Raw genomic sequence first — 22,117 nt, 5'->3', positions numbered from 1 at the left:
GTCAGTTCTCCTCCGGGGCCAGGGCCAGCAGCGCGTTGCGTGCACGCTCCAGGAATGCGGTCTTGTCTTCGTCGGGCAGGTGTTCGAGTGGCGCACCGAAGCTCAGGGTACACAGCAGCGGCAAGGGCAGCGCCCTGCCCTTCGGCATCACACGGTTGAGGTTGGCGATCCACACGGGTACCAACTCTACATTCGGACGTGCGGTGGCCAGGTGGAACAGGCCGCTCTTGAACGGCAACAGGCCGTCTTCCAGGTTGCGCGTGCCCTCGGGAAAGATGATCAGCGAATCGCCTTCATCCAGGGCATCGAGCATCGGTTGCAACGGGTTGGCTTCGGGTGAGCTTCTTTCGCGATCGATCAGCACGCCGTTGAACACCTCATTGATGACGTAGCGGCGGATACCGTCCTTCTGCCAGTAATCGGCACCGGCCACCGGTCGTGTACGCCGGCGCAGTTCCGCTGGCAACGATGCCCAGAGCAGCACGAAGTCGCCGTGGCTGCTGTGGTTGGCGTAATACAGGCGCTGCACCGGCTGCGCTGTACAACCCAGCCACAAGGCCCGGGCTCCGGTTATCAGGCGGGCTCCGGAGGTGATGATGAATGCGGTGATGGCAGACAGCATGGATGACTCCTAGGCGAAGGAAAACCAGGGTGTGACGAGCACCGCCACGATCCCCAGAAAGAACTGAAAGACGACGGTGGCGGCCTGGTACTTGAGTAGTTTCAGCGCGCCTTGGCAGCGTGATGGCCAGGAACGTGTCGTCTGGGCACTGGCGACCAGGCCGTTATCGATCAGGGCGCGGTCGAGCCCTTGGCTGTCTGCAGCGAGGTCGGACGAGTTCGCCAACGCCTGGAACAGCTCGGCGTCCAAGGCAACGCGTACGGCCCAGTACTTCTGCAGCAGGCCTGCGACCAGCAGCAACGCGCAGAGAGGCGCGCTGAGCGCGTTCAACTGGCAGATAAGGCCGGATGCCAGGGCCACCAGAGTAAAGCCCGTGGAAACGCTGTCCAGGGCCCTTCCACGACGTAGCAGGGCGGCGACCAGCGCGAGGTTCCAGTCAGCGCTCATTGGCAAGCCCTCTGGCTGTCGACAACACGCGTCGATGGGCATCGCTGAGAACGATACCTGGACGTGCCCGCCTGATCAGCGCTTCAGCTTCGTCGCTGTCGTGACAGTGGCCATGACGCAGCAGCCAGGCAGCGATAGCCGTCGCACTGCGCGAGTAGCCCAACGCACAGAACACCAGCACCGGCCCCTTCAAGCGTGCCGCTTCTATAGCTTCGGCGGCGTGCTGACAAGCGTCAGTATCCGGTACGGTCAGGTCGAGTACGGGCACGCTGCGGTAGCTCTGGCCGGTGACGCGTACCGGCAATTCGGCACACAGGTCGACCCAGGCTGAATGGGCTTGGCTGTCCGAGCAAGCTGGCAGACGCCCGAGCCAGACGCCGGGAACGATTTCATCGGCCCGTGGATGGCGTCTTGTCCACAGTCGCGAGTTGACCCAGGCACACAGCAGATAAGGTGCGAACAGCCAGGTTGCAGCAGGGCTGAGGCTACCGTCGGCGCGCTTCTGGAAACCCACTGGCCCCAATACGGCGTAGTTGAGTGCGACCAGCAGCAACGAGACGGCGGGCCACAGCAACCAGGGCGCAGCGCCTCCCAGGTTGATTGCCAGAGCGCTACAGAGCAATACCCCCAGGCTGTAGCGCAATGCCAGTCGCCAGCGCTTGGGGTCGCGGGCGAGGTGCAGGCTATGCAGAGGGCTCTGCCCTTCCATGGGCCACAACCACAGGCACAGCAGCCCTGCCAGTACACCAGTGGGGACGTCGATGAAATGATGTTGCCAGGTGGTCAGCACCGACAAACCGATCAGCGCCATCCACAGGTGCATGGCCGGTTTAGCGATGGCGCCTGAAGTATGCCGAGTGAACATCGCCCAGATGATCACCAACAAGGTGATATGCAGCGACGGAGCCTGGTTGAAGGGTTTGTCGAAGCCCATCAGCACGTCGAACATAATCCCGAACACGCCTTCCTGTTCCGGGCGCTCGAAGCTGAAACGCAGCGGCCAGAGCAGGAAGCAGCTGATGCAAATGATCTGTGCGCTGAGCAGGCGCAGGGCGTGGCGGTCCATTTCCCGTCGGGTGAAGGGCAAAAGGAAGGACAGCCCGTACAGCAGATCGATGGACCAGTAGGGGACTATGCTCCACGGCCACAATGGCACCCAGCGTTCCCAAGAGAAAACGAAGATGCCCACGTCGCTGCGCTGCGCGCTCAACCAGGTGGCGAAGCCGTAGCTGGCGAAGAACAATGGGCCTAGCAACAGCAACCAGAGCACCCCACGCTTCCACAAGCCCTTTTCCCGAGCAGTGGCCGCGACGTTCATCAGGACACCCGTTGCGCCAGGGAAACGCTGAAGATGCCCCACTCGTCGATACGCTGGGTCAGCTTGCGGAAGCCGGCGGCCTCGACCAGTTGGTCCATTTCCGCCTGGCTACGACGGCGCATGACCCAGGCCTGGCCATCGCGGTGACTGGTCAGGGCGCGGGCGATCAGCTCCAACTGTGGATGCCAGGGTTGGCCGGTGTAGATCAGGTAACCGCCCTCCTCGATAGCCGCCGCGAGGCCCGCCAGCGAGTCGCCCACCATCGTATTGCTGCCGAACAGTTCGTACAGGCCCGAAACCACCGCGAGGGTTGGTTTGGGATCGAGCGCAGCCAGGTCGGCACGGTCGAAGGCGTCGCCTTTGACGAAGCGGGCGATATCACTCAGCCCCTTCTGCTCGATCAACGCGCCGCCGTCACGCACGTTGATGTCGCTGTAGTCGCGCAGCAGGATCGAGTCGGGCTTGTGCTCCATGCCCTGCAGCGATTCGAGAATATAGCGACCGTGGCCGGCAGCGATGTCGACGATGCGCACCGCCCTGCCCTGTTCGCGCAGCTTGCCCATGGCCAGGCGCAGCAGTTCCTCGGCATTGAGCTTGCGCTGGCGAATGCCGCGCCAGCCGATGGAATCCAGGTAGTTACGGTCGATCAACTGGCCCAGCGCGGACTTGCCGCTCGGCTGGTTGCGATACACATAGTCGAGGGTACTGCCGGAATCGAAGCCGGTGTCGAAGCCCAGTTTCACGCCATCCGAGAGGTTGCTGCCGAGCTTGAGGCTGGCGCGGGTCATGCGCCAGTACAGATCGCGCAGGGAATTTTTTGGCAGGGGCGCCGCCAGTTCCTCGGCTTCTGCACAGGTCCAGCCCAGGCGGTCGGCGTCGAGCAGTGACGGGCGCTGCACGGGGTCTTCGAAATTGCGCAGGATGAAGCGTCGTGCGCGCACCAGGGCATGGCTGCGCTCACGCTCGCCTAGGGTGTCGTGGAAGAAGCCTGGCAGGATGTGCTTTTCCTTGCGCAGGCTGCCCAGGCGTTCGAAGAAACGTTCCTGGGGCTGGCGATGAACGACGAAGTCGGCGCCGGAAATCAGCAGTTGGGTCGGGATCTGGATCGCCTGGGCATCGGCTACCACGCGATCCGCCGCTTCATAGAGGCCGAGCAGCATGTTCACCGAGATCGGCCGGGTGATCAGCGGGTCGTTCTCGAAGGACTCGATGCGCTTGGGATCGTGGCTGAGGAAGCGCGCCTTCACGTAGCTGTTGACGAAAAAGTTGCCACGCCATGCGCGCATCAGCTTCAGGCCGGGCCGGGCGAACGGCACGTAGAGCTTGACCTTGAAAGCAGGCGAGGCGAGCACCAGGGCGCGAATCTTCGGTGCGTAGTCATGGGCCCAGGTCGAGACCACCACGGCGCCGACGCTCTGTGCCAGGACGGCCATGTCTTCCACGGCGATCCCGTGCTGGTTGGCGATGTGATCGATGAACGTCTGCACGTCGCGCACGCTGGTGGCGAAGCTGGGGCTGTCGCCGCGAACGCCGGGAGACAGGCCATGGCCGCGGGCATCCCAGGCGAAGAAGGCGAAGTCAGGCAGGTCCAGCTCGTCGACCAGATGAGCCATGCGCCCGCCATGCTCATGGCCACGGTGGAACATCACCACTGCACGTTGCTGTTCGGCTTCCTCGCGGGCAGGCCAGTAGCGATAGAGCAGTTCGATACCGTCGTGGGTAGTGAATACGAGATTACGGGATTCGCGCACCGGCACTTCCTTATTCCGATTGAGAGGTTCGCCCCACTTCGGCCAGGCCCTGGCGGACGCGATTGAACAGGGTGTACAGCAGCAGCGCGAGGATCACCGCCAGCAGGTCGTTGATCCACACTGCCGAAAGCAGGCCGCAGGCGATGCCGGCACCGAGCACGCCGAAACAGAAGGCCCGGTCGCTCTTGCCCATCGGCCCATCGTAGCGTCGCGAGGCACCGATCATCGGGCCGAGCACGCCAGTGTATTCGCTGAACACGGCGAACAGCACGACGCAGATTACCAGCAGCGGCGACACGCCCGGCAATAGGGCGAATGGCAGATACAGGGCGCTGTCGGCGATCACGTCGCACAGTTCGTTGAGGTAGGCGCCGAGTTTCGACTGCTGGCCGAATTCGCGGGCGAGCATGCCATCGACGGCGTTGAGCGCCATGCGCACCAGCATCCAGAGCGGCAGCAGGGCGAACAGCCATGGATGCGCCGGGCCAAGCATCAGCAAGGCGCCGAGCAGTACGGAGACGATACCGGCAGCCAGGGTCACCTGGTTGGCCGTTACGCCACGTTCGTACAGGCGTGTCACGCCAGGACGCAGCAGGTTCTGGAAGCGCGGTTTGAGCTGGTAGATCGACAGCATGGAAATATCCTTTTTCAGGGGCCATCGGAGCAGGTTGTGAGCTTACTCCGTCGCTACCCGTGGTGTCGTGAGCTGTACAGCATGATCAGGCGATACTCGAGGCGTCGTCAGCGACCTGCAGAGCGCCCGTGGAAATCTGTGCCTGTGCCTGGCTGACCCAGTTGAAGGCGCGATCGTTCAGTTCGGCGATGGCCTTGGGCCCCTCGCCTTCGGCATGCATGGCCGGGCCGATCACCACCTGGATGGTGCCGGGCCGCTTGCTCCAGCCTTCCTTGGGCCAGAACTCGCCAGCGTTGTGGGCGATGGGTAGCACGGGCAGCCCAGCGTTCACCGCCAGGGCGGTGCCGCCACGGGAGAACTTGCCCATCTGGCCTGGCGGTACGCGGGTGCCTTCGGGGAATACCAGCACCCAGGCGCCTTGCTTCAGCCGCTCGGCGCCGGTCTTGGCCAGTTGCTTGAGGGCGGCCTTGGGGTTGCTGCGATCAATGGCGATCGGTTTGATCATGGCCATCGCCCAGCCGAAGAACGGCACGTACAGCAGTTCGCGCTTGACCACCTGGCTCAATGGTTCGAACAACGCCGACAGGTAGAAGGTTTCCCAGGTGCTTTGGTGCTTGGCGAGGATCACACAGGGCTGGCTGGGGATGTTTTCCAGGCCGCGCACCTCGTAGCGGATGCCGGCCACGACCTTCGCCAGCCAGGTGGCGAGGCGGCACCAGGTCTGTACCACCAGGCGATAGCGGGTGCGGAAAGGCAGCACCGGGGCGAGCAGCGCGCAGAGGAAGAACCACAGGAATGAGCTGGACGACAGCAGCAGGTAGAAGACGAGGGTTCTGACAACCTGCACGGGCGACATGGGCGATTGGAGACCTTTAGCTGAGGAGGTGATTGGCGACGCTCGCCAGATCATCGAAGACCAGGGTTGATTCCGGCAGCGGTTTGGCCAGGGTGCGTTCGCCCTTGCCGGTTTTCACCAGCACCGGTTGACAATCGACGGCCAGCGCGGCGTCCAGGTCACCCCGGCTGTCGCCGACGAACCATACGCCTGCAAGGGGCACGCCGTAATGCGCGGCGATCTGTTGCAGCATGCCGGGCCTGGGCTTGCGGCAGTCGCAGCCGTCGTCCGGGCCATGCGGGCAGTGCACCACGAGGCCCAGTTCGCCGCCCTGCTCTGCCACCAGTTGGCGCAGGCGCTGGTGCATGCACTCCAGCACCGGCAAGCCGTAGTAGCCACGGGCGATGCCCGACTGATTGGTGGCCACGGCCACGGTCCAGCCGGCTTTGCTCAGGCGCGCGATGGCCTCGACCGAGCCGGGGATGGGAATCCACTCGTCGAGTGACTTGATGTAGGCGTCGGAGTCCTGGTTGATGACCCCGTCGCGGTCGAGAATGATCAAGCGCATAGCTTTCGAGGGCTGTTCCTGCTTCATTCCAGCTCATTGAGCTGCAAAAAATATTTATCTTCAGCACTTCGGAGTGGCAGTTTTGAGGCAAGAGCGGTCGTCATTACTCGGTGTGTTTCGCCGTCACTCCCGCGCAGGCGGGAGCCCAAAAAAGTGCTTCTGGGTTCCCGCCTGCGCGGGAATGACGGAGGAATAACGAACGTCCGCAATTGCCTCATAGCAGCCATTCAGGCTGCCCACCCTACGTCACTCGTCTTATCCCAGTACCGAGATATCCGCCACGCCCAGGCACAGCGCGCGCAGGCGGGCCAGCAGGGCGTAACGGTTGGCGCGAATGTTGGCATCCTCGGCGTTGACCAGCACCCCCTCGAAGAAGGCGTCGACCGGGCCGCGCAGGGTTGCCAGTTGCTCCAGGGCTTCGCCGTAGCGACGCTCGTCGGCCAACGGCTGGACCGCGTTCTCGGCCTGCTTGATCGCCGAGTACAGGGCGAATTCGGCCGGGTTGTCGAAGTAGTGCGCCTGCACGCTTTCCGGCAGTTGGCCGTCGAACTTGGCCAGCAGGTTCGACACGCGCTTGTTCACCGCGGCCAGGGCTTCGGCATCCGCCAGCTTGCGGAAGGCCTGCACGGCTTTCACCCGTTGGTCGAAGTCCAGCGGAGAGCCGGGGTTCAGCGCGCGTACGGCCTGGTATACGGCCACATCGACGCCTTCGTCTTCATAACGCGCGCGCAGGCGGTCGAAGATGAACTCCTGCACCTGACTGGCCAGGCCATTGGCCTTGACCTTGTCGCCAAACAGGCCGACGGCGAAGACGATGGCGGCGTTGAGGTCCAGGTCCAGGTGCTTCTCGATCAGGATGCGCAGCACGCCGAGTGCGGCGCGGCGCAGGGCGTAGGGGTCTTTCGAGCCGGTCGGCAGCATGCCGATGCCGAAGATACCGACCAGGGTGTCGAGCTTGTCGGCCACCGCCACGGCGGCGCCGGTGACGGTCTGTGGCAACTCGGCGCCGGCGCCACGCGGCATGTACTGCTCGTTCAGGGCCAGGGCCACGTCTTCCGGCTCATTGCCCTTGAGCGCGTAGTAGTAACCGGCAACGCCCTGCATTTCCGGGAACTCGCCGACCATCTCGGTGGCCAGGTCGCACTTCGACAGCAGGCCAGCACGGGCGGCGTTCTCGGCATTGCCGCCGACGCCCTGGGCGATGAACGCAGCCAGTTTGGAAACCCGCACAGCCTTGTCGTAGACGGTGCCGAGCTGGGCCTGGAACACCACGTTCTTCAGGCGCTCGTTGAAGGCTTCCAGCGGTTGTTTCTGGTCCTGCTTGAAGAAGAACTCGGCGTCGGTCAGGCGTGGACGCACGACCTTCTCGTTACCGGCGACGATCTGGCGCGGGTCCTTGCTCTCGATGTTGGCCACGGTGATGAAGCGCGGCAGCAGCTTGCCGTTGGCATCGAGCAGGCAGAAATACTTCTGGTTGTCCTGCATGGTGGTGATCAGCGCTTCCTGCGGTACTTCGAGGAAACGCTCCTCGAACGAGCACACCAGCGGCACCGGCCATTCGACCAGGGCGGCGACTTCGTCCAGCAAAGCCGGCGGCACGATGGCGGTGCCCTGCTCGGCGGCGGCCAGTTCGGCGGTGCGCTTGTCGATCTGCGCGCGGCGCTCGGCGAAATCGGCGATCACGTAGGCGGCGCGCAGTTCCTCGGCATAGCTCGCCGGGCTGCTGATCGGTACGGCATGGTTGGCGTGGAAGCGATGGCCACGGGAGGTGCGGCCGGCACGCTGGGCGAGGATCTCGCAGTCGATCACGCTGTCACCGAACAGCATCACCAGCCACTGGGTCGGGCGTACGAACTCTTCCTTGCGCGCGGCCCAGCGCATGCGCTTGGGAATCGGCAGGTCGCCCAGCGAGGCTTCGACGATGCCTGGCAGCAGGTTGGCGGCCGGCTGGCCGGGGATGTGGCGGCTGAATTTCAGTTTCGGGCCGCTGCGGTCCACCTCGGCGAGGTCGACGCCACATTTCTTGGCGAAACCGAGGGCGGCCTGGGTCGGGTTGCCCTCGGCGTCGAAGGCGGCCTGGACCGGCGGGCCGTCGAGGTTGACGCTGCGGTCCGGTTGCTGGGTCGACAGCGCGTCGATGCGTACGGCCAGGCGGCGCGGCGCGGCGTAGACGTGGGCCTTGGCGTAGTCCAGGCCGGCGACCTTGAGGCCTTTTTCGATCCCGGCGAGGAAGGCGTCGCCCAGGCTCTTCAGGGCCTTGGGTGGCAGCTCTTCGGTGCCCAGTTCAACCAGAAAATCCTGAGCGCTCATCATTCGGCCTCCTTCAGCTTGGCCAGTACTTCGTCACGCAATTCGGGGGGCGCCATGGGGAAGCCCAGGCGCGCGCGCGCCTGCAGGTAGCTCTGTGCCACGGCGCGGGCCAGGGTGCGCACACGCAGGATGTACTGTTGGCGCGCGGTCACCGAGATGGCGCGGCGGGCGTCGAGCAGGTTGAAGGTGTGCGAGGCCTTGAGCACCATTTCGTAGGTCGGCAGCGGCAGTTGCAGCTCGATCAGGCGATTGGCCTCGGATTCGTAGAAGTCGAACAGCTCGAACAGCTTCTCGACGTTGGCGTGTTCGAAGTTGTAGGTGGACTGCTCCACTTCGTTCTGGTGGAACACGTCGCCGTAGGTGACGGTGCCGAACGGGCCTTTGGTCCAGACCAGGTCGTACACCGAGTCGACGCCCTGGATGTACATGGCCAGGCGTTCGAGGCCGTAGGTGATCTCGCCGGTGACCGGGTAGCACTCGATGCCGCCGACCTGCTGGAAGTAGGTGAACTGGGTCACTTCCATGCCGTTCAGCCAGATTTCCCAGCCCAGGCCCCAGGCGCCGAGGGTCGGCGATTCCCAGTTGTCCTCGACGAAGCGGATGTCGTGCACTTGCGGGTCGAGGCCGATGGCCTTCAGCGAGCCGAGGTACAGCTCCTGGAAGTTGTCCGGGTTCGGCTTGAGCACCACCTGGAACTGGTAGTAGTGCTGCAGGCGGTTGGGGTTCTCGCCGTAGCGCCCGTCGCCCGGGCGGCGCGAGGGCTGCACGTAGGCGGCGTTCCAGGTCTCCGGACCGATGGAGCGCAGGAAGGTGGCGGTGTGGAAGGTGCCTGCGCCTACTTCCATGTCGTAGGGCTGCAGGACCACGCAGCCCTGCTCGGCCCAGTAGCTTTGCAGGGCGAGGATCAGGCCTTGGAAGGTGGTCAGGTCGGGCGTAGTCTGGCTCACGAAATTCACCGGTATCGAGGCTTTGGCATAAAAGCCGCGCAGTATACCCGATCAGCCAGGCGCTGACCCAGTGCAGGCCCGATGCCACGCCACCTGAGCCGCTCGGACGTTGCGCTACAGGTCGTTGATTCGATAAATTGAGAACGATTATCAAATCAGCCGGGTGCAGGAATCCATGAGCAGTGAGCACACCTTCGAACGGGACGTCGAGCGGCTGTACCTCGCCCACAACGGCTGGCTGAAAACCTGGCTGCGCAAACGCCTCGGCGAAGCGGCCGATGCCGACGACCTGGCCCAGGACACCTTCGTGCGCATCATCCGCTCACGCAGTGCGATCCATGACCTGCGTCAGCCCATGGCCTACCTGGCTACCATCGCCAACAGCCTGCTGATCAACCGCTGGCGCCGCCAGGCGGTCGAACGGGCCTATGCCGAAGCCCTGGCCGAGCGGCCGGAGATGCACGAACCCTCGCCGGAAGAACGTCTGCTGCTGATCGAGACCTTGGTGGAAATCGACGAGTTGCTGGAAGGATTGTCGCCGCGTATCCGCCAGATATTCCTGCTGTCACAGCTCGACGGGCTGACTTACCCGCAGATCGCCAGCCGGCTCGGGCTCAGCCTCAACCAGGTGCAGAAGGCCATGGGCAAAGCCTTCGCCGCCTGCTACGCCAACCGCTTCGAATGAGCGTCATGAACGACACCCCCATCGCTCCCGCCATCCGCGACCAGGCCATCGCCTGGTTTACCCTGGCCCAGTCCGGATGCCTGGAGGATGGCGATCGCCAGCAACTGGAGAAATGGCGCGCGGCCGACAGCGAGCATGAGCGGGCCTGGCAACGCCTGGCCGGGATTCCGGCGGGGTTGCGCGAGCGTGCCGCCTTGTTGCATGACCCGGCCGCGCGCCAGGCGGCCGAGCAGACCCGTTACCAGCCAATGGATCGCCGCCAGGCGCTGAAGATTCTGGTCGGTTGCGGATTGCTCAGTGCCGTGGCCTGGCGCGGCTACGCAAGCGATCTGGCGCAGAACGCCCTGGCTGACTTGTCCACAGGCACTGGCGAGCGGCGCCGCGAGGTGCTGGTCGATGGCACCCAGCTATGGCTGAACAGCAACAGCGCCATCGACGTGCTGTTCGATACCGATCGGCGCCTGCTGCGCCTGCGCCATGGCGAAGTGGACGTACTGACCGGCAAGGACCCGCGCCCTCTCCTGCTGGTGACCGCCGAGGCCAGCCTGCGGCCGCTGGGCACGCGCTTCTGCGTCCGCCAGGAGGACAGCGGCACGCGGCTGAGCGTCAGCCAGGGCCGGGTTGCCGTGATGCTACGCGATGGCGTGCAAGCCGGTATCGTCGAGGCGGGTTGGCGAACCCACATCGACAGGCTGGGGATGCAGGCGCCGCAACAGGCGCTGGAGGACAATGCGGCCTGGGTCGATGGTTTCATCGTCGCCCAGCGCATGCGCCTCGGCGATTTCGTCAGCGAACTGGGCCGCTATCGTCACGGCCTGCTGCGCTGCGACCCGGCGTGTGCCGAGCTGCGCCTGAGCGGTTCTTTCCCGCTGGACGACGGTGAGCGCATCCTGTCCATGCTGGAAAACAGCCTGCCGGTACGGGTGCGGCGCATCACGCCGTATTGGCTGACGGTGGTGCCGGTTTGATGATGGATCAGGCTTTCTCTCGACTGTGCGAAAGTCCCATCTCCCGCTCCAGCAGATCACTGAGCCAATCCATCACCGCCCGTACCCGGCGCGGCAGGTTGCGGCGCTGGGCATAAAGCAAGGACACCACCATCGGCGCTGGCAAAAAATCCTCCAGCACCGCGCACAAGGTGCCGTCGGCCAGTTCCTGCCTGACGCCGGCGAGCGGCACCTGGATCAGGCCGAAGCCACCCAGGCAGGCGGATTTGTAGCTGTCGCTGTTGTTCACCGTGACCCGCCCCGGCATTGGCCTGAAGTGCGTCTTGCCATCCTGCTCGTACTCGAAGCCGCTGCAGCGGGTGCCCAGGGTCGGCACGTAATGGACCAGTCGATGCGCGTCGAGATCGGCCAGCGTGTGTGGCGTGCCGTACCGCTGCAGGTAGGCCGGGCTGGCGCAATTGACCAGCGGCAGGCTGCCGAGGCGCCTGGCGATCAGCGCATCGTCACCGATGGCGCCGACCCGCAGCACGCAGTCGAACCCCTCGCGGACCAGGTCGACGCGGCGGTCGCTGCTGCTGACCTCCACCTCCAGCTGTGGATGCCGGTCGAGGAACTCGCCCAGGCGCGGCATCACCAGCTTGCGCGCGATGGCGATCGGCAGGTCGATACGCAGGCGCCCGCTGAGCGCCTGGTCGTCGCGGAACAGGCCTTCCACTTCATCGACATCATCCAGCAGGTCGCGGCAGCGTTCATACAGCGCCAGGCCGTCCTGGGTCGCCTGCACCCGTCGGGTGGTGCGCTGCAGCAGGCGGGTGCCGACCAGTTCTTCCAGTTGCCGCACATGCTCGGACACGGTCGAGCGCGGCAAGCCGAGCTGGGCGCTGGCCTGGGTGAAGCTGGCCAATTCGGTGACCCGGATGAAGGTGCGGAACAGATCGAGCTTGCTCATTGCTCACCAGTTTGTTCGGAAAATGCGAATAGTTTATCCAGATACCGCCTGTTTATCTGGCTGATATACGACAATACAGTGAGTCCACGCTCACTCGAACCGGAGACTTCAGATGACTCGCAAGATCGCACTGATTACTGGCGCCAGCCGTGGACTCGGCAAGAATGCCGCCCAGCACCTTGCCGCCGAAGGCATCGATATCATCGGCACTTACCGTAGCCGCGCGGATGAAGCCGAGGCGCTCGGCGCCGAATTGCGCGCCCAGGGCGTGAACGCGGTGATGCTGCAACTGGACGTCGGCGCCAGCGCCAGTTTTGCCGCTTTCGCCGAGCAGGTGGCCAGCGCCTTGCGTGAGCATTTCGGCCGTTCCAGCTTCGATTTCCTGGTCAACAATGCCGGCATCGGCATCCGTGCCGCGTTCGCCGAAACCCAGGAAGAGCAGTTCGACCAGTTGGTGAACATCCACCTGAAAGGTCCGTTCTTCCTGACCCAGAAACTGCTGCCGCTGATCGCCGATGGCGGGCGCATCCTCAACGTCTCCAGCGGCCTGGCGCGTTTCTCCCTGCCTGGCTATGCCGCCTACGGCGCGATGAAAGGCGCCATCGAGGTGCTGAGTCGCTACCAGGCGGTCGAACTGGGCGCACGGCGGATCAACGTCAACACCATCGCGCCCGGTGCCATCGAGACCGACTTCGGCGGCGGCGCGGTGCGCGACAACCCTGACCTGAATGCCTACGTCGCCAGCAACACCGCGTTGGGCCGCGTGGGCCTGCCGGACGATATCGGTCTGGCCATCGCCAGCCTGCTTGGCGACGGCGGTCGCTGGATCAATGGGCAGCGCATCGAAGTGTCGGGCGGGGTTTACCTCTGACAGGCCCTCGGCTTCACCCTTCGAGCTTTTTGAACATCACATAGCAATCCACCAGCCCCTGGGTCCGGTGCCGGTAGGCGCCGGGCAGGTGGCCGACGATCTCGAAGCCGTGTTTCTGCCACAGGGCCACGGCGATCTGGTTGGTCGACACCACCGAGTTGAACTGCATCGCCTGGAAGCCAAGCTCCCGGGCGATATCCAGCGAGTGCGCGCACATCGCCCCGGCCACGCCCTGGCCACGGGCCGCCGCCGCGGTCATGTAGCCGGCATTGCACACATGGTCGCCCGGCCCGGCGGCATTGGCCTTGATGTAGTAGGTCCCCAGAATGTGGCCGTCCTGTTCGGCGACGAAGGTCACGCGGGGTAGCTCGACCCACAGCTTCCAGGCGGCCTCGCGGGTCATCTCGGGGTCGAGCGCGTAGGTTTCCCGGGCCTGGACCACTTCGTGGATGATCGGCCAGACCTGATCGAAATCGGCTTCGTCGATGGGACGGATATTCATGGTGTCTCCTGGGTTTTCGAGAGCGACAGCGTGGTGCTTGCCGAAGGGCAAAGATAGCTGGCGATAACGCGTGATAACCACCAGAGCAGCGGCAATGAAATCAGGCAAATAACGGCAGTCAGCAGAATCGCCAGTTGGCTGTCCGCGGCCTGTAGCGCCACGGCGGCGAGAAAGCCGATCGCCACGCTGCACAACTGCCAGGCGCCCATCAACAGTACGGATAGCAAAAGCAAACGCGCCAGGCTTGGTGTGTTTGCTCGTTGCGGTAAGCGTGCCCACGCGCCCCACAGGACAATGGCAGCAAGTACCAGTGCGCCAAACAATGGCACCAGCATTTTCATCTCGTCACTCATCATCGGCAGTGATTGGGTCACCGATTTCGATAAGGTGAGCTGGAGCAAGAAGAATGCACAACCCCATGTCAGCGCCAGTCGACCGCGACCAAGTAATACGACGTGCCCGCCGTCCGCCTGGTGCCGTGAAAGATGCAGGGCAAGCCAGAGTGGTAAGAGCGTATCGAGGCCCGTAAGCAACCAGGTCACTGCCTCGCGCAGAAGAAAGGTGCTTACGTTGTCATCGCTGTACAGGTTTTGCCAGAAATCGGGAGCGATCACCATCAATGACCGGGTCAGGGTCTTCTGTGCCACTGCGGCGAACACCGCGAACAGCACCAGCAGTCGTTGGCTCGACGGATACGCAGTGATACCGGTACGGGTCTGGTAATGATTCATGAACACCAGGATGAAAACCGCCATCAGCAAGCTGTTTTCACACCACCAGAGAAAAGTGGCACGCAGTGTTTGCCACCTGAATGGAGCCGCCTCGCCACTGATGTTGAGCAACAGGGTTACCAGCATTCCGACCAGGGATACGGCGCAAGCCACGAGAATCAACTGGACTACGAGCCTATTGCCGCCCTGCGTTTCGGGCGGGGCAGAGTGCGTTGTTGGTGCGGCATAGGAGTCGACGGTCATGGCTTCCATTCTCGTAAAGAGCGTCACAGTAATGCCTGACCATAACTTCCCCGAACCCGGGCGTCACGTTTCCTGGTCATACCCCTCGGCCCGGTGCAGGTCCTTGAGCTTCACGTAGTTGGCTGCGCTGTAGGTGAAGAAGGCCATTTCCTTTTCGTTCAATGCACGGATCTGCTTGGCCGGGCTACCGACATAGAGATACCCACTCTCCAGTACCTTGCCCGGCGGCACCAGGCTGCCGGCGCCGATCACCACGTCGTCCTGCACCACGGCGCCGTCCATGACGATGCTGCCCATACCGACCAGGATGCGATTGCCCAGAGTGCAGCCATGCAGCATGACCTTGTGGCCGATGGTCACGTCGTCGCCGATGATCAGCGGGTAGCCATCCGGGTTGAACGGCCCGGCGTGGGTGATGTGCAGCACGCTGGCGTCCTGCACGCTGGTGCGCGCGCCGATGCGGATGCGGTGCATGTCGCCACGGATCACGGTCAGCGGCCAGACCGAGCTGTCGGCGCCCAGTTGCACGTCGCCGATGACCACGGCCGTGCTGTCGACGAACGCTCGCTCGCCCAGTTGCGGCGTGGTGTTCTGGTAAGTACGAATCGTCACGATAGAAACCTCTCGGGCTGCGGTTTGTCCGGATTGTAATTAACATGCAGGCCATTGCTGTTGTGAAAAGCCCTGTCCGGCCTCATATCCAGCTCACTCCTCGCGTACATAAGGTGCCTTGCCGTGACCGCAGACAACCCGCTTCTGGAAGACTTCGACCTGCCGCCCTACTCCCGGATCAAGCCGGAACACGTCGAACCGGCGATCAGCCTGATCCTCGACGAGAGCCGCGCGGCCACCGCCGAGCTGCTCAAGACCCAGCAAGGCTCGCCGAGCTGGGATGGCCTGGTGCTGGCCCTCGATGAACTGGGCGCGCGCCTGGGCCGGGCCTGGAGCCCGATCAGCCACCTCAATGCGGTGTGCAACAGCGCCGAGCTGCGCCAGGCCTATGAAGCGTGCCTGCCGAAACTGTCGGAATACTGGACCGAGATGGGCCAGAACAAGGCCATGTTCGAGGCCTACGATGCGCTGGCGGTAAGTCCGCAAGCGGCCTCCTTCGACGTGGCGCAGAAGACCATTCTCGAACATGCCCTGCGCGACTTCCGCCTGTCCGGCATCGACCTGCCGCCCGAGCAGCAGAAGCGCTACGGCGAAATCCAGATGAAGCTGTCCGAGCTGACCAGCAAATTCTCCAACCAACTGCTCGATGCCACCCAGGCCTGGACCAAGCAGGTCAGCGACGAAGCCCAGCTGGCCGGCCTCACCGACTCGGCCAAGGCGCAGATGAAGCAGGCCGCCGAGGCCAAGGAGCTGGACGGCTGGCTGATCAGCCTGGAGTTCCCCAGCTACTACGCGGTGATGACCTACGCCGACGACCGCGCCCTGCGTGAAGAGGTCTACACCGCCTATTGCACCCGTGCCTCCGACCAGGGACCGAATGCCGGGCAGAACGACAACGGCCCGGTGATGGAGCAGATCCTCGACCTGCGCCAGGAGCTGGCGCGCCTGCTCGGTTTCGCCAGCTACAGCGAGCTGTCGCTGGCCAGCAAGATGGCCGAATCCACCGACCAGGTGCTGAGCTTCCTGCGTGACCTGGCGGTGCGCAGCAAACCCTTCGCCGTCCAGGACCTGGAGGAGCTCAGGGCGTTCGCTGCCGAGCAAGGTCTTGCCGACCTGAAGAGCTGGGACGTCGGCTACTACAGCGAAAAACTGCGCGAGCAGCGCTACAGCATTTCCCAGGAAATCCTGCGGCCGTACTTCCCCATCGATAAGGTGCTCACCGGTCTGTTCGCCGTGGTCGAGAAGCTCTACGGCATCCAGATCGAGGAGCTGTCGGGCTTCGACACCTGGCACCCGGACGTGCGCCTGTTCGAGATCAGCGAGAACGGCCAGCACGTCGGCCGCTTCTTCTTCGACCTCTACGCCCGCGCCAACAAGCGCGGCGGTGCGTGGATGGACGGCGCCCGCGACAAGCGCCGCCGCGCCGATGGCAGCCTGATCAGCCCGGTGGCCAACCTGGTGTGTAATTTCACCCCGGCGGTGGGCGGCAAGCCGGCGCTGCTGACCCACGACGAAGTCACCACCCTGTTCCACGAATTCGGCCACGGCCTGCATCACCTGCTGACCCGCGTCGAGCATGCCGGCGCCTCGGGCATCAACGGCGTGGCCTGGGACGCGGTCGAGCTGCCCAGCCAGTTCATGGAGAACTGGTGCTGGGAGCCGGATGGCCTGGCGCTGATCTCCGGCCATTACGAAACGGGCGCGGCGCTGCCGCAGGATTTGCTGGACAAGATGCTGGCGGCGAAGAACTTCCAGTCCGGCCTGATGATGGTGCGCCAGCTGGAATTCAGCCTGTTCGACTTCGAACTGCACGCCACCCATGGCGATGGCCGCAGCGTGCTCGACGTGCTCGAAGGCATCCGCGACGAGGTCTCAGTGATGCGTCCGCCGGCCTACAACCGTTTCGCCAACAGCTTCGCGCACATCTTCGCCGGCGGTTACGCGGCCGGTTACTACAGCTACAAGTGGGCGGAAGTGCTGTCGGCCGATGCCTTCTCCAGGTTCGAGGAAGAAGGCGTGTTCAACCCGGCCACCGGCAGTGCCTTCCGCGAAGCGATCCTGGCCCGTGGCGGCTCCCAGGCGCCGATGGTGCTGTTCGTCGACTTCCGTGGTCGCGAGCCGAGCATCGACGCCCTGCTCCGTCATCTGGGGCTGAGCGCGGAGGCGGCATGAGCGACGAACCTGTAGTCACGCCCAAACGCTTCATCGCCGGTGCCGTGTGCCCGGCGTGCAGCAGCCAGGACTGCATCAAGATGTGGAACGTCGACAGCGTTCCCCATCGCGAATGCGTGATCTGCGGCTATGCCGATACGCTCAACGCCCAGGGCCAGTCGGTACCCAAGGAACTGGGCACACGGGTCAACAAAGCCACGCCCAAGCCGGCTGACCCGAAGGTGCAAGGCGTGCAGTTCTTCCCCAATCCGAAGCTGAAGAAGTCTGGCGACTGACATGGCCGGCATGACGCAACATCGAAGAATCCGGGGGTATGTCCACGCTTGAGTCTGGAGGTCGATTAGATGAAGAACAGCCATCACGATTGCCCGAAATGTGGCTCCACGGTCACTAAACGGTGCCGGGTGCTGCATGAGCAATCCATCAGTGAAGGCAGTCACCATGAGTCACAGCGCGCCTTCGGCAAGCGTGCGGAACCGCCGAGAATCACCCCAAAAGCCATTCCTGTCGCGCTTATGGCCGTGGGCGCAGTGTTGTTGCTCGGTGGCGCGTTTCTCTGGGGGCTCGCTTCCTCTATCGCAGGCGCAATCCTGTATTACCAGCGGGCGAAATTCGAACCGGTCTATAACGAGAGCCTTGAGCTGTATGAGCGCCTGTGGATCTGCATGGACTGTGGCGAGGTTTTCGAGCCGGGCGCGGCGGGCAACTGATTCCGATCCCGGATCGGCATGAGCCCATGCATGGCAGTGCCCTTGGCTGGCGGCGCTCGGTCCCGGATCACCAAGGCCCAGGCGATCCCGAACGTTCCGAGATGAATCGCAGCGGGATGAGCCTTCGCGGCAAACGAAAAATATGTTCATTGGCATGGCAGGTTTTCGCTTCTCGCTTGGCCTAGGGAAGACCTCCGCCCGCCTTGCGGGCTACACCTAGAAGATGGACTGTCTGCCATGACCCACCGCATCACCCTGCTGACGCGCTCGATCCGCCGCGCCAGCGCCTCCACCTTGAGTTTCGCCCTGCTGTCCGGCATCGCTGTCACCGCCTCGTTCGCCCAGGCGCAGGATGTCGCCACCACTGCCGAACGCCAGGTCAGCTTCGCCATCCCCGCCGGCCCGCTCGATCAGGTATTGGGCCAGTTCGGTCGCCAGGCCGGTATTCCGGTCTCGACCAATGCAACACTGACTGCGGGCAAGAGCAGCCCAGGCCTGCAAGGGGAATTCAGTGTGGAACAGGGCTTCGCGCGGATCCTGGGCGGCACGGGGTTGACTGTGCTGCGCCAGGCGGATGGCAGTTACCTGCTGCTGGAAAGCGCTAAAGACGATGCGGCATTGGAACTCGGCGCGACCAGCATCAGCGGCAGGACGCTGGGGCAGGCTACCGAAGGCAGTGGCTCCTATGCGGCAACAGCCACCAGTATCGGTACCAAGCTGGTCAGCTCGCCGCGCCAGACACCGCAATCGGTTACGGTCGTCACGCGCCAGCGCATGGACGACCAGAACATGCAGCGCTTCGAAGACATCGCGCTGTACACGCCAGGGCTCACTCTGCGCAAGACCGGTGGGGAGCGGCCAGAGTTCTATGCGAGGGGCGCAGCCATCGACAACATCATGATCGACGGCTTGCCGATCGCTTATGACAGCGACACCCTGGGGACTTCGACGTTGGCGATGTTCGACAGCGTGCAGGTGCTGCGAGGCGCATCCGGCATGATGGTTGGCGCGGGCAATCCGTCCGGCACCCTAAACCTGGTACGCAAGCGCCCCACGGTCGACCCGCGCCTGGTCATCAGTGCCAGCGCCGGGCGCTGGGATGCTTATCGAACGGAGCTTGATATCAGCGGCAAGCTCGATGAGAACGGCCACGTGCGTGGTCGGTTCGTCGGCTCGTATCAGGACCAGAACACCTTCGTCGACGCTTACGAGAACAAACGCCAATTGTTCTATGGCATCACCGAAGTCGACTTGAGCCCTGACACGACCCTGACCTTGGGCGCCTATCTCAACCGTGAAGACAACCCCGGCGCCGATTGGAACGGCCTGCCCAGCCAAGTCGATGGCAGTTTCTTTGCCTTCTCCCGCTCGGCGCGTACCGCTCCGGATTGGACCTATTGGAACAAGAAGAACCGTAGTGCGTTCGTCGAGGTGGAACAGCGTTTCGACAACGACTGGAAACTGCGCCTGAACACCACCTGGCTGCGTGGCGACCTGGAGATGCTCGGCGGCAGCCTGTATACCGATGAGAACAACGACTTCCATCTCAATATCGGTCGCTACACCTATGAGCACACGCAGAAGAGCGGGGATATCTACGCCACGGGACCGGTCGAGCTGTTCGGTGCGACCCACGAACTGGTCGTGGGCGCCAGTTTGCGCCGCGACGATACCGACGATGGTCCCGGGGGGCCGGCTATTAATGCCGACGTGATAATCGACCCAACCGCATTCGATCCCAACAGCGTCGGCAAACCTGGTTTCGACTACAACTGGTCGCGCTATGGTCGGGAAGAGCAGTCCAGCCTATACGCAACCGGACGCTTCAACCTGCGCGACGATCTGCATCTGATTCTGGGCTCGCGCCTTGACTGGTACGCCTATGAGCAAACCACCCACTCGGGCGCCTATACCTTCGGCGACGACTACAAGGTGACACGCGAATACACGCCTTATGCCGGTCTCATCCATGACTTGGACGACACCTACTCGGTGTATGCCAGTTGGACGCGCATCTTCCGTCCACAGTCAGCTCTGGACGCAGGCGGCAGCCTGTTGGAGCCGGTAACCGGCACTAACCATGAGATCGGCGTCAAAGCCGAATACTTCGGCGGCGCCTTGAATGCGAGCGCCGCGCTCTTTCAACTCAACCAGGAAAACCTGGCCAAGTCGCTGCCAGCAGGGTTGTGCAGTCCCGGCGTGGCTTCATGCTCAGAAGCCAGCGGGGAAGTCCGTACCCGGGGTATCGAACTGGAACTCAGTGGCGAGCTTGCGCCTGGCTGGCAGGCCATCGCCGGCTACACCTATGCAGGCGCCGAGTACACCAAGTCGAGCGACTCGGCGCAGCGTGGCGATCGTTTCGACAGCGACACGCCTTACAACCTGCTCAAGCTTTCCACCACCTATCGCCTGCCTGGAGAGTTGCAGAAGTGGACCGTGGGCGGCGGATTCCGTACACAAAGCAGCACGTACACCAGCTTTGGGGTGAAGCAGGGAGGCTACAGCCTGACGGACCTGATGGTCGGTTATCGATGGAACGCTACCTGGCAAGCCCAGGCCAATCTGAACAATGCCTTCGACAAACGCTACTACCAGAGCATCAGCAACTCCTGGGGCGCGAACATCTTCGGTGAACCACGCAATCTCATGTTCAGTGTCAGGTACAGCCCGGACCTGTAGTAACGCATCAGCACTGTTCAGCCTAACCTCACGCGCATGGCACTCCTACGGTGAAATACCGATTGCGTAGGCGCTTGCCATGCGCGCGATGCGACCTTACCGCTGGCATCGCCAACGTTTTCCCTCCCGACCAGGGAATGCTCTTCACGATCCACGGTCCATAAAAGTCCTGACCGCCGGGACCAGATAAATGCCCTCCCTCAGAGCCCTCCCCTTGCTCGCCCTGGTGCTGCCGCTCGGCGGCTGCCAGTTCCTGCCGCACCATGATTTCTTCGTCCCAGCGGACAACGAGCCCAATCCGGCCTGGGTGCGGATGGTCAACTACACCCAGCATTCGGCGCTGTACCAATACCCGGCCAGTGGCCGCACGGGCGGGCTGATCCGCTCCAGCGAGTGGGTACTGATCAATACCCAGGATCGCGGCATGCCCAAGGCCGGCCAGGACCTGACCTTCGACTACTACGAGACGCCAGTGGTCCCCGGCGTGAAGACCTCGGTGCAAATGGAGTACCAGGGGCCGGACACCGACTTCTGCGTGGTCGCCGCCGAGTTCGTCCCGCAGGCCGGGCACTATTATCAGTTCGAGCTGAACAGCGGCTACCGGCTCGGCAAGTGCACCATGAGCGCGACCCTGGTCGAGCGTGGAGACGACGGCGAGTGGCACCTGAAACCCAACGCCGAGGTGACCTACCCGGACGGTAACGAGAGCCAGACCATCTACTTCAGCGAGCCGCGCGAAGCGCCAGCGCCGGTGTACGACCCCTATGAACCATCGCCGGTCCATGGGCCGCAGATGAAGCCGTTGATGTAAGGGCTACCGAATGACGGTATTGAGGCAGAAGCGGACTTCTATGAACGCGCGCACCTCAATCGTCATTCCCGCGAAGGCGGGAATCCAGAAGACTCAGAGCATCTGGGTTCCCGCCTTCGCCGGAATGACGATCAAAAGCCGCTCAAGAACGCGCGTATAGTCAGCCTTTTTTCCCCGAGACCCGCCCATGCCGCGCTGCTTCTGGTGTACCGACGATCCGCTGTACCAGGCCTATCACGACGAGGAATGGGGCGTGCCGCAGCGCGACCCGCAGTGGCTGTTCGAGATGCTGTTGCTCGAAGGCTTCCAGGCCGGGCTGTCGTGGATCACCGTGCTGAAGAAGCGCGAGCGCTATCGCCAGGTTCTGTTCGGCTTCGATGCCGAACGCCTGGCGCGACTGACCGACGGCGAGATCGAAACCCTGATGCAAGACCCCGGCATCATCCGCAACCGTCTCAAGCTCAGGGCCGCGCGGCAGAACGCCCAGGCCTGGCTGAAGCTGGACGACCCGGTGGCGCTGCTGTGGTCGTTCGTCGGTGGCCAGCCCAGGATCAATCGTTTCGCCAGCCGCGCCGAGGTGCCAGCGGTAACGCCCGAGGCCGAGGCGATGAGCAAGGCGCTGAAGAAGGCCGGCTTCACCTTCGTTGGCCCGACCATCTGCTACGCCTACATGCAGGCCGCCGGCATGGTCATGGATCACACCCTCGATTGCGATCGCCACGCGGCGCTGTGCTGATGACCTGTTCACGATCTCACGAGATCGTGAACAGGTT

22 protein-coding genes are annotated in these 22,117 nt (G+C 63.5%); 9 read left to right on the top strand and 13 right to left on the bottom strand.

Features of this window, described 5'->3' with window-relative positions; all coding sequences use genetic code 11:
• Nucleotide 1: 1 nt before the first annotated feature.
• The 9 genes from ACSZPK_RS02790 to glyQ all read right to left on the bottom strand — a co-directional run bounded on the left by ACSZPK_RS02790 (nt 2) and on the right by glyQ (nt 9,432).
• Nucleotides 2–622 (bottom strand): lysophospholipid acyltransferase family protein, encoded by a 621-nt coding sequence (locus ACSZPK_RS02790; protein ID WP_437879861.1) that lies wholly within the window; start codon nt 620–622, stop codon nt 2–4.
• 9 nt (nt 623–631) lie between these two features.
• Nucleotides 632–1,069, bottom strand: coding sequence for a hypothetical protein (locus ACSZPK_RS02785; RefSeq protein WP_437879860.1), 438 nt, complete (start codon nt 1,067–1,069; stop codon nt 632–634).
• Nucleotides 1,059–2,387, bottom strand: coding sequence for a phosphatase PAP2/dual specificity phosphatase family protein (locus ACSZPK_RS02780; RefSeq protein WP_437879859.1), 1,329 nt, complete (start codon nt 2,385–2,387; stop codon nt 1,059–1,061). The genes ACSZPK_RS02785 and ACSZPK_RS02780 overlap by 11 nt, the downstream gene beginning before the upstream one ends.
• Nucleotides 2,387–4,138: a bifunctional alpha/beta hydrolase/class I SAM-dependent methyltransferase gene (locus ACSZPK_RS02775; RefSeq protein WP_437879858.1), complete on the bottom strand. Its 1,752-nt coding sequence runs from the start codon at nt 4,136–4,138 to the stop codon at nt 2,387–2,389. Before ACSZPK_RS02775 ends, ACSZPK_RS02780 begins: the two co-directional genes overlap by 1 nt.
• A 10-nt stretch (nt 4,139–4,148) precedes the next feature.
• Nucleotides 4,149–4,772, bottom strand: a complete 624-nt coding sequence (locus tag ACSZPK_RS02770) for a CDP-alcohol phosphatidyltransferase family protein (RefSeq protein WP_437879857.1) — start codon at nt 4,770–4,772, stop codon at nt 4,149–4,151.
• 85 nt (nt 4,773–4,857) lie between these two features.
• Complete coding sequence (locus ACSZPK_RS02765) at nt 4,858–5,628, bottom strand: lysophospholipid acyltransferase family protein (RefSeq protein WP_437879856.1); 771 nt, start codon at nt 5,626–5,628, stop codon at nt 4,858–4,860.
• Nucleotides 5,629–5,644: 16 nt separating this feature from the next.
• Nucleotides 5,645–6,175, bottom strand: a complete 531-nt coding sequence (gene gmhB, locus ACSZPK_RS02760; RefSeq protein WP_437880273.1) for a D-glycero-beta-D-manno-heptose 1,7-bisphosphate 7-phosphatase — start codon at nt 6,173–6,175, stop codon at nt 5,645–5,647.
• Nucleotides 6,176–6,430: 255 nt separating this feature from the next.
• On the bottom strand, nt 6,431–8,485 hold the full coding sequence (gene glyS, locus ACSZPK_RS02755; protein WP_437880272.1) for a glycine--tRNA ligase subunit beta: 2,055 nt from the start codon (nt 8,483–8,485) through the stop codon (nt 6,431–6,433).
• Entirely contained in the window at nt 8,485–9,432 is a 948-nt protein-coding gene (gene glyQ, locus ACSZPK_RS02750; RefSeq protein WP_437879855.1) for a glycine--tRNA ligase subunit alpha, read from the bottom strand. The genes glyS and glyQ overlap by 1 nt, the downstream gene beginning before the upstream one ends.
• Nucleotides 9,433–9,607: 175 nt before the next feature.
• Here glyQ and ACSZPK_RS02745 point away from each other — a divergent pair, with 175 nt between their 5' ends.
• Nucleotides 9,608–10,117, top strand: coding sequence for a sigma-70 family RNA polymerase sigma factor (locus ACSZPK_RS02745; RefSeq protein WP_437879854.1), 510 nt, complete (start codon nt 9,608–9,610; stop codon nt 10,115–10,117).
• Nucleotides 10,118–10,122: 5 nt separating this feature from the next.
• On the top strand, nt 10,123–11,085 hold the full coding sequence (locus tag ACSZPK_RS02740; RefSeq protein WP_437879853.1) for a FecR domain-containing protein: 963 nt from the start codon (nt 10,123–10,125) through the stop codon (nt 11,083–11,085).
• 7 nt (nt 11,086–11,092) lie between these two features.
• Here ACSZPK_RS02740 and ACSZPK_RS02735 read toward each other — a convergent pair whose 3' ends face one another.
• Nucleotides 11,093–12,013 carry a LysR family transcriptional regulator gene (locus ACSZPK_RS02735; protein WP_437879852.1) on the bottom strand — a complete coding sequence of 307 codons (921 nt, stop codon included), beginning with the start codon at nt 12,011–12,013 and terminating at the stop codon, nt 11,093–11,095.
• Nucleotides 12,014–12,125: 112 nt separating this feature from the next.
• Between ACSZPK_RS02735 and ACSZPK_RS02730 the strand changes: the two genes are divergently transcribed.
• The gene (locus ACSZPK_RS02730; protein ID WP_437879851.1) at nt 12,126–12,884 is read left to right on the top strand and encodes an SDR family NAD(P)-dependent oxidoreductase; all 759 of its coding nucleotides are present in this window, start codon (nt 12,126–12,128) and stop codon (nt 12,882–12,884) included.
• Nucleotides 12,885–12,897: 13 nt separating this feature from the next.
• On the opposite strand, the gene ACSZPK_RS02725 is transcribed toward ACSZPK_RS02730, so the two are convergent.
• The 3 genes from ACSZPK_RS02725 to ACSZPK_RS02715 all read right to left on the bottom strand — a co-directional run bounded on the left by ACSZPK_RS02725 (nt 12,898) and on the right by ACSZPK_RS02715 (nt 14,972).
• A complete protein-coding gene (locus ACSZPK_RS02725; RefSeq protein WP_437879850.1) occupies nt 12,898–13,386 on the bottom strand; it encodes an N-acetyltransferase family protein in 489 nt (162 codons plus the stop codon).
• Nucleotides 13,383–14,360: a hypothetical protein gene (locus tag ACSZPK_RS02720; RefSeq protein ID WP_437879849.1), complete on the bottom strand. Its 978-nt coding sequence runs from the start codon at nt 14,358–14,360 to the stop codon at nt 13,383–13,385. Before ACSZPK_RS02720 ends, ACSZPK_RS02725 begins: the two co-directional genes overlap by 4 nt.
• A gap of 63 nt (nt 14,361–14,423) precedes the next feature.
• The gene (locus ACSZPK_RS02715) at nt 14,424–14,972 is read right to left on the bottom strand and encodes a gamma carbonic anhydrase family protein (protein ID WP_437879848.1); all 549 of its coding nucleotides are present in this window, start codon (nt 14,970–14,972) and stop codon (nt 14,424–14,426) included.
• Between the two features lie 123 nt (nt 14,973–15,095).
• Here ACSZPK_RS02715 and prlC point away from each other — a divergent pair, with 123 nt between their 5' ends.
• From prlC to ACSZPK_RS02685, 6 genes are all read left to right on the top strand, one after another.
• Nucleotides 15,096–17,144: an oligopeptidase A gene (gene prlC, locus ACSZPK_RS02710; protein ID WP_437879847.1), complete on the top strand. Its 2,049-nt coding sequence runs from the start codon at nt 15,096–15,098 to the stop codon at nt 17,142–17,144.
• Nucleotides 17,141–17,419 (top strand): YheV family putative zinc ribbon protein, encoded by a 279-nt coding sequence (locus ACSZPK_RS02705; protein ID WP_437879846.1) that lies wholly within the window; start codon nt 17,141–17,143, stop codon nt 17,417–17,419. Before prlC ends, ACSZPK_RS02705 begins: the two co-directional genes overlap by 4 nt.
• A 69-nt stretch (nt 17,420–17,488) precedes the next feature.
• A complete protein-coding gene (locus tag ACSZPK_RS02700; protein ID WP_437879845.1) occupies nt 17,489–17,854 on the top strand; it encodes a hypothetical protein in 366 nt (121 codons plus the stop codon).
• Between the two features lie 237 nt (nt 17,855–18,091).
• Nucleotides 18,092–20,533 (top strand): TonB-dependent siderophore receptor, encoded by a 2,442-nt coding sequence (locus ACSZPK_RS02695; protein WP_437879844.1) that lies wholly within the window; start codon nt 18,092–18,094, stop codon nt 20,531–20,533.
• 190 nt (nt 20,534–20,723) lie between these two features.
• Entirely contained in the window at nt 20,724–21,344 is a 621-nt protein-coding gene (locus tag ACSZPK_RS02690; protein WP_437879843.1) for a hypothetical protein, read from the top strand.
• Between the two features lie 187 nt (nt 21,345–21,531).
• Nucleotides 21,532–22,080, top strand: a complete 549-nt coding sequence (locus ACSZPK_RS02685; protein WP_437879842.1) for a DNA-3-methyladenine glycosylase I — start codon at nt 21,532–21,534, stop codon at nt 22,078–22,080.
• The last annotated feature ends 37 nt before the right edge of the window (nt 22,081–22,117 follow it).

The organism is Pseudomonas sp. LRF_L74 (genome assembly GCF_965644255.1).
Taxonomy (GTDB): Bacteria; Pseudomonadota; Gammaproteobacteria; order Pseudomonadales; family Pseudomonadaceae; genus Aquipseudomonas.
This window is presented reverse-complemented; position numbering and strand designations above follow the sequence as displayed.

Coding starts and splice junctions, on each gene's coding strand:
- ACSZPK_RS02765 (WP_437879856.1), bottom strand. CDS start 5,628: ATGTCGCCCGTGCAGGTTGTCAGAACCCTCGTCTTCTACCTGCTGCTG.
- ACSZPK_RS02735 (WP_437879852.1), bottom strand. CDS start 12,013: ATGAGCAAGCTCGATCTGTTCCGCACCTTCATCCGGGTCACCGAATTG.
- ACSZPK_RS02695 (WP_437879844.1), top strand. CDS start 18,092: ATGACCCACCGCATCACCCTGCTGACGCGCTCGATCCGCCGCGCCAGC.
- ACSZPK_RS02720 (WP_437879849.1), bottom strand. CDS start 14,360: ATGACCGTCGACTCCTATGCCGCACCAACAACGCACTCTGCCCCGCCC.
- ACSZPK_RS02745 (WP_437879854.1), top strand. CDS start 9,608: ATGAGCAGTGAGCACACCTTCGAACGGGACGTCGAGCGGCTGTACCTC.
- ACSZPK_RS02770 (WP_437879857.1), bottom strand. CDS start 4,772: ATGCTGTCGATCTACCAGCTCAAACCGCGCTTCCAGAACCTGCTGCGT.
- ACSZPK_RS02790 (WP_437879861.1), bottom strand. CDS start 622: ATGCTGTCTGCCATCACCGCATTCATCATCACCTCCGGAGCCCGCCTG.
- ACSZPK_RS02780 (WP_437879859.1), bottom strand. CDS start 2,387: ATGAACGTCGCGGCCACTGCTCGGGAAAAGGGCTTGTGGAAGCGTGGG.
- ACSZPK_RS02725 (WP_437879850.1), bottom strand. CDS start 13,386: ATGAATATCCGTCCCATCGACGAAGCCGATTTCGATCAGGTCTGGCCG.
- ACSZPK_RS02700 (WP_437879845.1), top strand. CDS start 17,489: ATGAAGAACAGCCATCACGATTGCCCGAAATGTGGCTCCACGGTCACT.
- glyS (WP_437880272.1), bottom strand. CDS start 8,485: ATGAGCGCTCAGGATTTTCTGGTTGAACTGGGCACCGAAGAGCTGCCA.
- ACSZPK_RS02690 (WP_437879843.1), top strand. CDS start 20,724: ATGCCCTCCCTCAGAGCCCTCCCCTTGCTCGCCCTGGTGCTGCCGCTC.
- ACSZPK_RS02785 (WP_437879860.1), bottom strand. CDS start 1,069: ATGAGCGCTGACTGGAACCTCGCGCTGGTCGCCGCCCTGCTACGTCGT.
- ACSZPK_RS02705 (WP_437879846.1), top strand. CDS start 17,141: ATGAGCGACGAACCTGTAGTCACGCCCAAACGCTTCATCGCCGGTGCC.
- ACSZPK_RS02685 (WP_437879842.1), top strand. CDS start 21,532: ATGCCGCGCTGCTTCTGGTGTACCGACGATCCGCTGTACCAGGCCTAT.
- ACSZPK_RS02730 (WP_437879851.1), top strand. CDS start 12,126: ATGACTCGCAAGATCGCACTGATTACTGGCGCCAGCCGTGGACTCGGC.
- gmhB (WP_437880273.1), bottom strand. CDS start 6,175: ATGCGCTTGATCATTCTCGACCGCGACGGGGTCATCAACCAGGACTCC.
- ACSZPK_RS02740 (WP_437879853.1), top strand. CDS start 10,123: ATGAACGACACCCCCATCGCTCCCGCCATCCGCGACCAGGCCATCGCC.